12 protein-coding genes are annotated in these 12172 nt (G+C 38.5%); 7 read left to right on the plus strand and 5 right to left on the minus strand.

All coding sequences use genetic code 11. The features are described 5' to 3' along the window. Nucleotides 1–46: 46 nt before the first annotated feature. Together ACFOSX_RS00360 and ACFOSX_RS00365 are read right to left on the minus strand one after the other, a co-directional pair. Entirely contained in the window at nt 47–1450 is a 1404-nt protein-coding gene (locus tag ACFOSX_RS00360) for an MATE family efflux transporter (RefSeq protein ID WP_386095872.1), read from the minus strand. Between the two features lie 172 nt (nt 1451–1622). Then, entirely contained in the window at nt 1623–1811 is a 189-nt protein-coding gene (locus ACFOSX_RS00365) for a hypothetical protein (RefSeq protein ID WP_386095874.1), read from the minus strand. A gap of 265 nt (nt 1812–2076) precedes the next feature. On the opposite strand from ACFOSX_RS00365, the gene ACFOSX_RS00370 reads away from it, so the two are divergent. After that, a complete protein-coding gene (locus ACFOSX_RS00370) occupies nt 2077–3285 on the plus strand; it encodes a T9SS type A sorting domain-containing protein (RefSeq protein ID WP_386095876.1) in 1209 nt (402 codons plus the stop codon). A 16-nt stretch (nt 3286–3301) separates the two neighbouring features. On the opposite strand, the gene ccsA is transcribed toward ACFOSX_RS00370, so the two are convergent. The 3 genes from ccsA to ACFOSX_RS00385 form a co-directional block, all read right to left on the minus strand. Further along, a complete protein-coding gene (gene ccsA, locus ACFOSX_RS00375) occupies nt 3302–6559 on the minus strand; it encodes a cytochrome c biogenesis protein CcsA (RefSeq protein ID WP_386095878.1) in 3258 nt (1085 codons plus the stop codon). A 109-nt stretch (nt 6560–6668) separates the two neighbouring features. After that, entirely contained in the window at nt 6669–7124 is a 456-nt protein-coding gene (gene mscL / locus ACFOSX_RS00380) for a large conductance mechanosensitive channel protein MscL (protein ID WP_386095880.1), read from the minus strand. Between the two features lie 183 nt (nt 7125–7307). Beyond that, nucleotides 7308–7703 (minus strand): group III truncated hemoglobin, encoded by a 396-nt coding sequence (locus ACFOSX_RS00385; protein WP_386095882.1) that lies wholly within the window; start codon nt 7701–7703, stop codon nt 7308–7310. Between the two features lie 65 nt (nt 7704–7768). Between ACFOSX_RS00385 and ACFOSX_RS00390 the strand changes: the two genes are divergently transcribed. The 6 genes from ACFOSX_RS00390 to ACFOSX_RS00415 are packed head-to-tail and all read left to right on the plus strand — an operon-like array spanning nt 7769 to nt 12169. Beyond that, nucleotides 7769–8557 (plus strand): Rossmann-like and DUF2520 domain-containing protein, encoded by a 789-nt coding sequence (locus ACFOSX_RS00390; RefSeq protein WP_386095884.1) that lies wholly within the window; start codon nt 7769–7771, stop codon nt 8555–8557. Further along, nucleotides 8557–9087, plus strand: a complete 531-nt coding sequence (locus ACFOSX_RS00395; protein ID WP_386095885.1) for a KdsC family phosphatase — start codon at nt 8557–8559, stop codon at nt 9085–9087. Before ACFOSX_RS00390 ends, ACFOSX_RS00395 begins: the two co-directional genes overlap by 1 nt. 15 nt (nt 9088–9102) lie before the next feature. Further along, on the plus strand, nt 9103–10023 hold the full coding sequence (locus tag ACFOSX_RS00400) for a geranylgeranylglycerol-phosphate geranylgeranyltransferase (RefSeq protein WP_386095887.1): 921 nt from the start codon (nt 9103–9105) through the stop codon (nt 10021–10023). A gap of 2 nt (nt 10024–10025) precedes the next feature. Then, nucleotides 10026–10613 (plus strand): Maf family nucleotide pyrophosphatase, encoded by a 588-nt coding sequence (locus ACFOSX_RS00405; RefSeq protein ID WP_386095983.1) that lies wholly within the window; start codon nt 10026–10028, stop codon nt 10611–10613. A gap of 34 nt (nt 10614–10647) precedes the next feature. After that, a complete protein-coding gene (locus tag ACFOSX_RS00410; RefSeq protein ID WP_386095889.1) occupies nt 10648–11589 on the plus strand; it encodes a septum formation inhibitor Maf in 942 nt (313 codons plus the stop codon). Between the two features lie 46 nt (nt 11590–11635). Beyond that, on the plus strand, nt 11636–12169 hold the full coding sequence (locus ACFOSX_RS00415) for a mechanosensitive ion channel domain-containing protein (protein WP_386095891.1): 534 nt from the start codon (nt 11636–11638) through the stop codon (nt 12167–12169). The last annotated feature ends 3 nt before the right edge of the window (nt 12170–12172 follow it).

Below are 12172 nucleotides of genomic sequence, written 5' to 3' on the forward strand. Positions count from 1 at the left end.
CAATTTTAATTAAAGTCTAAAATTAGGGAAATGTCTGCACTTTTACCTAGACATCTACGGATTTCCAATGACCTTTTCTAAACCAATAAATACCAATAATGGCAATGAGGATTTCAGCAAAAGTGATAGCACTAAAAACGCCAACAGGGCCAAAATCTAAATAAATGGCCGTAACATAAGCTAACGGCAATTGAATCATCCAAAAGCAAATAAAATTAATCCAGGTTGGTGTTTTGGTATCTCCTGCCCCATTAAAGGAATTTATAGCCACCATTCCATAAGCATAAGCCACGTATCCCAAAGCTATAATTCTGAGACATAAAGCACCGTTTTTAATGACGTCTGGAACAGTACTAAACAACATAATAATCTGTTCTGCAAAGAGTAAATAAGCTAGTGAGACAATTCCCATAAAAATGGCGCTGTATTTCCCGGTTTTCCATACAGACTTCTCAGCACGCTCAGGATTTTTTGCACCCAGATTTTGTCCGACCAAAGTGGCAGCGGCATTGCTCATGCCCCAAGCTGGCATTAAAGTGAACATTACTACGCGTATGGCAATGGTATAACCCGCCAACACTTCGCTTCCAAATTCGCTCATAATACGCATTAGAAATACCCATGACGATGTTCCGATGATAAACTGTCCGATTCCACCAAGGGAAATCTTTATCAAATTCAGCATCACCTGCGTTCTAAAAACCAAATCTCTAAACCCGATTTTAATACGGCTCCAACCAAAAAACAACACCAATAGTTGGAATACAACCGCCGAGCCTCGACCGATCGTGGTAGCAATAGCGGCGCCTTCTACACCAAATTCAGGAACTGGACCCATTCCAAAAATAAATATGGGGTCAAGAATAATATTGAGCCCGTTAGATAAAATCAGGGTCCACATGGCAATGGAGGCATCACCTGCGCCTCTAAATATTGAATTTATTAAAAACAACAGCATTATGGTCAAGTTACCCGCCAAGAGCACTTTGGTATACCCATAACCTTCTTCAATTAAATCGGGCGAACCTCCCATAAGTCCCAAGATCTCTTTGGGATATAAGATACCTACGGCGCTAATGACTACGGACACCAAAACACCGAGAAAAATGACCTGAACCGCAGCCCGAGAGGCACCTTCCTTATCTTTTTCGCCGATTCTCCTAGCAACTACTGCCGTTGCCGCCATACTTAAACCTATGGCGACAGCATAAACCAAGGTGATTACGGATTCAGTTAAGCCAATAGTCGCAACAGCATTGACACTGACTTGGGATACGTAAAAGATATCAACCACCGCGAAGATGGACTCCATCAGCATTTCCAAAATCATGGGAACAGAAAGCATAAATACAGCTTTACGGATACTGCCCGAGGTAAAGTCCTGATGCTTCCCAGACACAGCTTGTCGGAAATACATCCAAAGTTTTTTTATGGTAAGGTTGGTTGCCATTGTTGAATGGCTTAAAAGTACTATTTAATTCAATATGGAGTATTGAAGATAAAGTCGTAAAACTTCAAACAGAAACTACTCGTTTTTTCCTGCATTATTGTAAGCACGAATCATAAACACCGCCCACAACGCCACAAGACCTGCTACTACAATGGAAAACCAAAATACAATATCATCTGCCTCCATGTCGAACGAGTTTAAGGAAAATCATAAAGCCCAATAATGTTGGCGCCCAAAGCCCGATAAATAAGCCGTGGTCATGGTCTCCTGTTAGAAATAAATATTCTGCAACTAGAATAATGACAATGCAAAGCCCTAACATAAAGGCATCTGCAAAACCAATTTTTTTCAAAAAATTCATGTATAACTAGGTTGGTAAGTGTTAAAATTAGTTAAAAACAATTACACAAGCACTATGTCATCAGTTTGAATATGTGCTGAAATAAAAAAAGAAGGTGTCGTTTTAATTTTATAATACCTTGTCCCAATCAGAAATCAAAATTGCGCTTGCACATCATTCATTAACATTTAGTAAGTACTTTGCCTTCTTTTAATGTAATTAAACGATTTAATTAAACTTATTTTTTCATTTGTTTTAGATTAGATTTTAAACCAATTAAATAAGAATGAAACATTTCTATTCTTTCCTGATACTTATAAGCCTATCATTTTGCTACACGCAGGCTCAAGTTTTGGCCTATCCAACGGATTACAGAGTTAAACATTACGTTGCCGATGGCGATGTAAATTGTCTAGATCTCTCAAAGAAAGAACGAATAATTATAGGCTTTCAGAATGATGTTTCGGTGAAATATTATCCGACCATAACAGATGCGAATAATCAAACTAATGAATTAAATCAGTTTTATCAACCAATAACTGATAACCATTCCATTTATGCAAGAGTCTCCAAAACTTTGGACGTTACCGCCTACGCTGTTTCCGAAATCCAAATTTTTTATACAGCTTGTATTGTAATACCATCTCACCCACAAGGATTAACTCAATGTGATACAACGACTCCACCCCCTCCTGGCCTTACAGACCCCTTCTGTGGATCTGCAATTATAGTATGTGATATTAATGACGACGGTCAAGAAGTCATTGATTTGTACGACTACACACCTTGGTTCAGCATCAATCATTTTAATGAAGCTTATAATCTTTATTGCAACGCTTCAGAAACCGATATTTATCGAGCGTTCTATTTGAACAATATTGATGCTACCAATGAAACTAACGAAATAAGCAACATCTACACTTTAACGGGTAACTCTCCTGAATTATACTATAAAATCAAAAACACCGCGACAAATCAGAGTTTGACCTATATAACTCGCGAATTTTGTTTGAAAGATTGCTCAGATGAGGATACGGATAATGACGGTGTTACTGACGAAAAAGAATTAGACTACGATTCTGACTTAGATGGAATCACTAACAGACTAGATAGCGATGACGATAATGATACTATTTTAACTATCAACGAAGACCACAACGGCAACGGAGACCCAACCGACGATGATATAGATGGTAGTGGTATCCCAGATTATTTAGAAGCCAATATTACTCTATCTACCACTCCTAGACGTCAATCAACCTTCAGGCTATACCCTAATCCAACAAAATCTGAATCCGTAAGTATTGAATTTTCAAATCTTAAAAACGAATATGATATTTCGCTTTATGATTTAAATGGAAAAAAGATTTTAGAACGTTACAGATTATTTGCTTCTGACTACAAATTAGAATTGAAGGATATTCAATCCGGATTGTACTTTTTGAAAATCACTACAAATTCAAAATCTGAAATTCAAAAATTAATCGTGAATTAATCTCTGAACATACATCCTAATAATACCGCTTATATTTCCTGTAAGCAAAGAAACCAAGAAGAGCAACTAGTACACAAGCGATGCCTATAAATTGAAAACTTATAATTTGGTCTCCACTGGCATAACTATGTAGGCCGGACAAATAAAAGTTTACACCAAAATAGGTCATTAAAATACTGCCAAAAGCAACAATAGCCATTAAGTTGAAAAACCAACGACTACGTAACCCAGGAATTAAACGCATGTGGATGACAAATGCATAAACCATAATACTAATCAAAGCCCAAGTTTCTTTAGGATCCCAACCCCAATAGCGTCCCCAACTTTCATTGGCCCACATACCGCCTAAAAAATTTCCGATGGTGAGCATCACCAACCCAACGGTCATTGACATTTCGTTAATGACTGTTAATTCCTTTAGGCTTAACGAAATATGATCTTTATTTTTACTTGTTGTCATAATCATGAGTAATAAAGACACTGCACCAAGTATCATAGACAACGTAAAAGGGCCATAACTAGCAACAATTACTGCGACATGGATCATTAACCAATAGCTATCTAATACCGGTTGTAGATTGGCAATGGCTGGGTCCATCCAATTCCAATGGGCAATCATTAGTATCATTGAGGTTACAAAAGCACCAGAAGCAATAGTAAGGTTAGAATTTTTTCGCTTACGTAAAAATGACAATACTATACCTGCATAATCATTTTTATGAATCTTACTATCATTTTTACTCATACCAATTATAAAGCCAAACAACATCGTTGCCCAAGCCACATAAATCATAGACTCGTAAGCATCACTCCAAGGGGCATGACCTGCAATGTACCAACGGGCAATAAGCCCAGCCGTATGAAGTACAAATAAGAAAATGATAATACCCACAAAGACGTTGATGGTTATTTTTAAACCTCGACTTCTATACTTAAAAATTTGAACGATAAGCAAAACAAACAACAGCGTGCCGGCATACATATACCAACTGAAAAGCCTCTTGAAAATATCATACTTATTATATAGAATCTCCGTCTCTATCTTTTCATCGCTTAGCATCACTTCGCTTCCGTATTTTTCTTGAATGTTCTTAAAACCATTCAGCATGGTATTAGCAGTGGTGAAATCCCCGGTCTTCTTGGCCTCGTTTAAGGTAATGAGATAAGCACTAAAACCATTATTTATAAAATTACCGTAGAGTGAATCCGATATCTGTTCACGATAGCCGTCTCGTCTAAAATCATCAGACGAAATCCATTTGTTGTTCTCATCTCCCGGTACTGGGAATATACGCATCGCTTGGCCTTCAACCACATTATACAATAGCGTAACGCGCTGGTCGGTTTCCTTAATTTCTTTCTGAAACCCATTCGGGATTTGGGCTTTGTAGGCACTTTCTAAATAAGGTGACAATTTGTATTCGCCCAATGAGGTAAAATAATCTGAAAACTTAGTGTACTTCACATCTTTGTCCACGCCGATTAGGGTTCTTATGGAATCTCCTTTTTTCAGTTTCAGATAAATGATAGGCATATTGTACCACAACTGTGGACTTTCTTGCATGGATAGCAAGACCTGATTGGCATCCAAGTCTTCGTAGGTATCACTTTTTGATAGTTTTCTGAGTACTTCCGACGCAAAAGTATTCATCGGCATCATCCGTCCAGATATATCTTGAATAACCACCTTCCCGAATTTATCGGCGTGCTCCTTTGGTGCAATATTCGCTCTTAAAATGGAATCTAATTGTTCTTGACTTGGTAAATCTGAAAGTCCATGACCATCATTAGGGGTATGCTGTGCAAAGCCCGAAAGACCCAAAACAAGAAATAATCCGGTAACTAATTTTGATTTTTTCGTCTTTATTTTTTCGAGCATCTTTCTTAAATCATCAAAGCGCGTATGTCTCGCAAAAAGAATCGCCATTAATCCGAAATACAATAGAAAATAGCCCGCATACGTAATCAATGTCCCCCATTTATCATGATTTACAGACAGAATGGTGGTTAACTCGTCTGGCTCAAAACTCGATTGAAAAAAGCGATAACCCCTGTGGTCGAGAATGTTATTCATGTAAATACGATAATCAAAATCGCCTTGCTCTTCGTCCACTACCGTGACTTTGCTTTCGTAGGCTTTATAAACGCGTTCCGTCCCTGGCTGACGCTCGGCAATAAAATCGTTCAATTTTATACTGAAAGGAATTTCCAATAACTTGGCACCATAGTTTACAGTTATATCCAAACCACCGACATTGACGTCTTCAGGAAGATTAAAGGTGCCCTTGCCTCCAACAAGATTAACGTCTTTGGATTCGCCATTGGCAGACACTTCAAGGATAATTCCGTCTTCGTCATTCTTAAGGATGTTCGATTTTTTAACCACACCGAATTCTCCTTTAACAACAGGCTTTGGGAATACCATCGTTAAATTTGCGATAATGTAACGTGAACGTAAGGCCAAACGCTGTAAACTGTCTTTTACCAATGTGCCTTTGGCACGTGTCGCCATGGTTAAGTATTCACCTTCGTATGGGGATTTTATAAAAATTCCATCTTCTGTATTGGTGATATTGATAGCGCCATCCACCTCCTTATTCAAGGAAATAAGAATGTTATGCAAACTTTGCACTTCGCCATCCTTTAAAAAATGGTTGTGTGGTCTGCCCTCGCCTGCTTCAACAATCTTTAGATAGGATTCACCCGTATCGGAAGGAATGATATCCTTTTCCGCACCTCGAATGAATTCTTTTACTCTGAAAGTCACAGGTGTTTCACCGTAATCGATGGTCTCTTCAAAATCATTATCTAAACGCTCTGAAAAATCAACTTTTTCTTCAAAATTGCGTTGTACGGTCTGGCCGTTTATTTGGTGGTCTCCAACTATACGACCATGGATAAAGGTTTCAGTCGATAGGAAAGTGTTTTCAGTCTGCCCTTCACGGATGGCCATCATGCCTTCGTAACCCACATATCGTGTAATAAAAGCACCAAGCAATATAAAAATGAACGACAAATGCAGAATGAGCGTCGCCCATTTTTCCTTTCGTAATAATCGGTATCTGAAAATATTCCCAACGAAATTAATCACGAAAACAGCCATAATCGCTTCAAACCACCAAGCATTGTAAATATACGTTCTGGTAAATGGCGTTGGCGAGGTATCCATGTTGCGGTCGAGGAGCGTCCCAACGGCCATGGCTACGGCAAAAACAATAAATAAAACGCCAGTTAAACGAGTAGAAAATAAGAAATTTGCGATTTTCTTTTGCATAGCGACAAGGCTTCAATTTAGCTCGTGCAAAGATAGGCTATTTTGTCCGCTTTTTGCCCTAAAAAACAGTCGCAATTGGTGTTAAAATTCCTACTGAAAAATTAAGAGTTTATGAGGCTTCTTTAAGGTTGTTTTTAAGCAATTCGTTTTGCTGTTCCATCAACTCGCGCATATCGGAGAGCAATTCTATATTTTTCGGTGTTTGAACTGTAGTATCCTTGCTGTCTTCTGCCTTTTTCTTTAAACGGTTCATAAATTTCACAACGATAAATACGGTTAAGGCGATAATTAGAAAATCAATGAACACCTGAATTAGCAAGCCATAAGCGACCGCAACCTCTTCCGTAATTACTTTGCCCGAAGCATCCGTCACAGCTGGCTGAAGAATGTATTTTTGATTTTCTAAAGCACCAGTATCTGCCATAAATGATAGTGGTGGCAACAATACTTTTTTAGCCAATACATCGATGACCTTGTTGAATGACGCACCGATGATGATACCAATGGCCATGTCTATCATGTTTCCTTTTACCGCAAACTCCTTAAATTCTTGAAATAGTTTCATTTCTATTCTTTATTATTTATTGTTATTATTTATTCTGTTGATTTTCATGTATTTGCGCATTTATGAAGATAATCTCACAAAGGTAAGAAGGCGCAAAGCAGAGCTAGCTTGACTCTACACTTTACACTAAAGACTTCACACTAAGCAAACGCAAATATAAAAACTGAAGAAATGGAAAGGTGCTTATTTACGCTTCAAACGTGCTTCAAAAATTTTCAAATAAAGAAAAGTACTCATTTTTTGAGCGCGATGTTTGGCATTTTGGGCAACGTCGCCTTCAAAAAGCTCGTCAATGGTTTTAAACCAGAGATTCATCCAAATTCCAAAATGGCGTTCAGAAATTTGATTGTTGGTTTGTTCATCAACCTTAATATGTGCTTTTAATGGGTCACCATAATATTTGGTCTGAAGAAATAAGCTCGATTCCCAAAACGTAGTCAAATGCTCAAAATGCGCTTCCCAATCTTCAATGACAGCATTGAAAATGGGTCCTAAATCATCGTCCTTACGAACACGTCCGTAAAACTGCGAGACTAAATTGTAGATATCATCCCGATTTTGAATATCCCGTTTTCCCATAGCGTAAAGCTAAATAAATATTTCCCTTCGCTTTTGTTGGCTGTAATTCTTATTATTTTAGCGATATGATTAAGATTGCGATTTTAGGTGCGGGCAATGTCGCCACCCATTTATACAAACAGTTTACCAAGAGCAATGCCGTTGTGGTTCAACAATGGTATAACCGAACGTTTGATGCTATAAAGTCCTTTCAAAATGAGACCGAGGTCATTGACGATTTGAGCCAATTGAAGGAGGCCGATGTCTATATTTTGGCAGTCAGTGATGATGCTGTAGCCTCCTTATCACAAATCTTGCCATTTGAAAATAGATTTGTGGTACATACTTCGGGAAGTGTGAATATCCACGATTTGGACAAGAAAAATACCCGAGGCGTGTTCTATCCTTTGCAGACATTTTCGTCGGAAGCTGATGTTGATTTCAATAATGTTCCTGTTTGTATTGAATCGGAATCGAAGGGGAAATTGGCTCTTTTAAAATCGTTGGGTGAAGCCTTGGGGAGCAAAATCTATAAAATCAATACGGAGCAACGGCAAACGCTTCATTTGTCTGCTGTTTTTGTCAATAATTTTTCGAATCAGTTATATCGAATCGCCCATGAAATCTCTGATGCAAAGAGTATTAATTTCGAAATACTGAAACCGCTCATCCAAGAAACGGCGCGTAAGATTGAAGACATGTCGCCTTACATGGCACAAACAGGACCTGCTAAACGCAACGATAAAAAAACCATAAAACGGCATTTAAAACAGTTGGAAAGTGATGAACATAAAGCCATTTACCAACTCATGACCGATTCCATAAAACGAACCCACGGCATTGTGGAGCGCAAACGAACCAAACCTAAGAACTAATGGGAGAAATCAGTTATAAAGAAAAACTCAACCACATAAAAGCTTTGGTTTTTGATGTCGACGGCGTCTTAACCGACGGCACCATAATCATCACTACAGAAGGCGAATTGTTACGCACTATGAATGTTAAAGATGGATTTGGGTTGAAATCGGCAGTTGATGCTGGTTACCATTTGTGCATCATTTCTGGAGGTTCCAACGAAGGCGTTCGCAAGCGCTTATCAGGAGTAGGTATTAAGGACATTTATTTGGGTGCACATAATAAAACGGTACAGCTTTCGGAGTTTATGGAAAAGTACAATTTAGATGCTTCGGAAGTCTTGTATATGGGCGATGATGTGCCTGACGTTCCTGCATTAAAAAAAGTTGGTTTGCCCTGCTGTCCGCAAGACGCGGTGGCTGAAGCAAAAGCGAATTCCATATACGTATCCCACAAGAACGGTGGTAAAGGCTGTGTCCGAGACGTCATTGAGCAAGTCATGAAAGTACAAGGGAAATGGAATGGTAATTTTGATGCGAAGCACGACTAACCCTAAACTCACTGCATGGCTTTTTTAAATCTTATCCGCTGGAAGAATTTACTACTCATCGCTCTGGCACAGGTCCTTATAAAATATGCTTTATTAGAACCTTTTGAAGCCTCTTACGGTGTTGAAACAGCATTAGAACCTATTGGTTTGGCGGTTCTGATTTTAGCTACACTTTGCATTGCTGGTGCGGGTTATATTATCAATGATATCCAAGATGTGGAAGCTGATTTGATTAATAAACCAGAAAAAGTCATTGTCGGGAAATCCATATCTGAAAAAACAGCTTCAAACTTATTTATCATTCTAAATGTGATTGGTGTTGGGTTGGGTTACTATATATCGTTTTCTATCAATCAAACCGGATTTTTCGCGCTATTCGTGATTATTTCGGGCTTACTTTACCTCTATTCTACCTATTTAAAGAGTATTCTTTTGGCCGGAAATGTTGTCGTCTCCCTGCTTGTTGCTTTTAGTTTAATAATTGTCGGGCTCTATGATTTGTTGCCGATGATAACAGATACCAATAGAGAAGTTCAACTGTTCTTTTTTATTCTAATTCGCGATTACGCTGTGTTTGCATTTATGATAAATCTGTTACGCGAATTGGTAAAAGATATTGAAGATGTGAACGGCGACCATAAAGTTGGCGTTCAATCCCTACCGATAGTTGTGGGTCGTGAGCGTGCCACAAAAGTGGTTTTTATCCTATCGCTGATTCCGTTATTGGTTATTGTTTTTTATGTGATTAACAATCTGTATAAACAAACGGAAGCCGTCGTCTACTTCCTTATCGCAGTAATTGCACCGTTGATTTACGTGAGCCTGAAATTATTTTCGGCGGAAAAAAAATCGGACTACAAACACATTAGCACAATCCTTAAAATCGTAATGTTGACGGGGATTTTATCGCTTCTTCTCTATCAATTCATCATATAATGCTGTTAAACGAAAAGCTTAAAGATTACAACCTAATCCTCGCTTCGGCATCACCAAGACGTCATGCGTTTTTAAAGTTGATGGCTTTAGATTTTGAGATTCGATTAAAACCCGTTGACGAAATCTACCCGCCAGACCTTCAAAAAGAAGAGATTACCGATTTCTTAGCACAATTGAAGGCGGAACCTTTTCAAAATGAATTAAAACCAAACGATATTCTCATCACCAGCGATACCATTGTTTGGCATAAAGGTGAAGCTTTAGGCAAACCGAAAGATGAGCAAGATGCCTTCGATATGATTAAACGGCTTAGTGATGATACGCATGAAGTGGTGACCTCTATTTGTATGAGCACCACCGAACGGCAAATCGTAAAGAATACGGTGACTAAAGTGACTTTTAGACCTATTTCCGACGAAGCCATAAAACACTACATTTCAATGGCACAACCTTTGGATAAAGCAGGGTCTTATGGCATACAGGAATGGATTGGAGCCATTGCCATTTTAAGCGTAGAAGGCTCTTACAACAACGTTGTTGGCTTACCAACGCATCTTCTTTACGAAACGTTAAATAGTATGGTGGACTAGTGCTTGCATCGTAATTTTAAGGAAAATTCGATGTATGAAAACCAACATAGTCCTTAAATCAATCCTGGCTTCTTTAATGGTAATAGCATTATTCTCATGCGAAACCAAAGAGAAGGGAACCAAAACCTCAAAAGACATTGCTCAATCCGAGTCCGTAAAAGCCGAACTGCCTCCTGCAAAAGCCTTACACAGCGATTTTAAAAGTTATTGGTATGCGGGTGAAGCGGAAATTACATCCTATAAATTAGAGCAGGCTCGTTATGGCGAATTACGGGATGGCGAAGCCGTTTTAATTTATGTCACGGAAGATTTTCTGCCGAATGTACAAGTGAAAGCGGACAACTATGACAAGGCAAATATTCCCATTTTAAAATTGAATGCGACAAAGAACTTCGTAACGGGTATTTATCCCTATAGAATCATGCAGAGTACATTTTTCCCTGTTGCTAATAACCAGCATGCCATAAAGGCGGTGGCCTCCATGCAGGAATGGTGCGGACAAGTCTATGCCCAACTCAACAATCGGGATGATTTTGAAATTGTATCACACTCCTACTTTCAAGGCGAAGCTGACCAGAATCTAAGTCTGACCAAAACTTATCTCGAAAACGAAGTTTGGACCCAACTACGTTTAGACCCAAAGACGCTTCCGACGGGAGATTTTGAAATGATTCCGGCATTGGAATACATCCGCATGAAACATGTGGACTTTAAGGCCTTTAAGGCCAATGCAGTCTTATCCGAAGGTAATTACACCATCACCTACCCAAATCTTAATCGTAGTTTATCTATCGATTTCAATCCAGAATTTCCTTATGAGGTGGAAGGTTGGTCCGAAACCTATAAGGAAGGTTACGGCGATAATGCCAAAGAAATGACGACCAAGGCTACAAAACTAAAACTTATTAAATCGGCCTATTGGGGCAAAAATGGCACTGAAGATGAAGGTTTGAGACAAACTTTGGGTTTGAAGTAAATCCATAACTATTCTGAATTATATTTGTTAGACAAACCAACTAACTATGTCTACATTTTTTTCAGACTACAAAGCAGAGCTCATCTACACCGCTATTCTAGTTCTGATTTTAATCATCATACGTACTATCATTGTCATTACTGTTAAACGTATTGGTCGTCGTAGTGGTTCCACAGAGGCTCGAGCATCATTAATGGGACGTTACGCCACTGTAACCCTAATTCTTCTTGCCATACTTGTAGAAATGATTATTTGGGGTGTGAAAATCGATGAGATATCAGTCGTATTTTCCTCTGTATTTGCCGTTATCGGTATTGGTTTGTTTGCTATTTGGTCTATTCTGAGCAATGTCACTTCAGGGATAATTATGTTTTTTAGTTTTCCGTATAAGGTAGGTGACAAAATTGCAATTCATGATAAAGATTTTCCGATAAAAGGTATCATTGAAGACATCCGTGCCTTTCAACTGCATTTAAGATTGGATGACGGCGATTTAGTCACCTATCCCAACAACCTAATTCTTCAAAAAGCAGTTACGCTAATTGAAAAAGATGCATTAGATGATACTAGTATTTTGTAATTT

It is taken from the genome of Winogradskyella maritima, from assembly GCF_042650215.1.
In the GTDB taxonomy this organism is placed as follows: domain Bacteria; phylum Bacteroidota; class Bacteroidia; order Flavobacteriales; family Flavobacteriaceae; genus Winogradskyella; species Winogradskyella maritima.

Bases quoted from the DNA above. Each gene is read 5' to 3' on its own strand.
- ACFOSX_RS00360 (WP_386095872.1), bottom strand. From the start codon at position 1,450: ATGGCAACCAACCTTACCATAAAAAAACTTTGGATGTATTTCCGACAA.
- ACFOSX_RS00365 (WP_386095874.1), bottom strand. From the start codon at position 1,811: ATGAATTTTTTGAAAAAAATTGGTTTTGCAGATGCCTTTATGTTAGGG.
- ACFOSX_RS00370 (WP_386095876.1), top strand. From the start codon at position 2,077: ATGAAACATTTCTATTCTTTCCTGATACTTATAAGCCTATCATTTTGC.
- ccsA (WP_386095878.1), bottom strand. From the start codon at position 6,559: ATGCAAAAGAAAATCGCAAATTTCTTATTTTCTACTCGTTTAACTGGC.
- mscL (WP_386095880.1), bottom strand. From the start codon at position 7,124: ATGAAACTATTTCAAGAATTTAAGGAGTTTGCGGTAAAAGGAAACATG.
- ACFOSX_RS00385 (WP_386095882.1), bottom strand. From the start codon at position 7,703: ATGGGAAAACGGGATATTCAAAATCGGGATGATATCTACAATTTAGTC.
- ACFOSX_RS00390 (WP_386095884.1), top strand. From the start codon at position 7,769: ATGATTAAGATTGCGATTTTAGGTGCGGGCAATGTCGCCACCCATTTA.
- ACFOSX_RS00395 (WP_386095885.1), top strand. From the start codon at position 8,557: ATGGGAGAAATCAGTTATAAAGAAAAACTCAACCACATAAAAGCTTTG.
- ACFOSX_RS00400 (WP_386095887.1), top strand. From the start codon at position 9,103: ATGGCTTTTTTAAATCTTATCCGCTGGAAGAATTTACTACTCATCGCT.
- ACFOSX_RS00410 (WP_386095889.1), top strand. From the start codon at position 10,648: ATGAAAACCAACATAGTCCTTAAATCAATCCTGGCTTCTTTAATGGTA.
- ACFOSX_RS00415 (WP_386095891.1), top strand. From the start codon at position 11,636: ATGTCTACATTTTTTTCAGACTACAAAGCAGAGCTCATCTACACCGCT.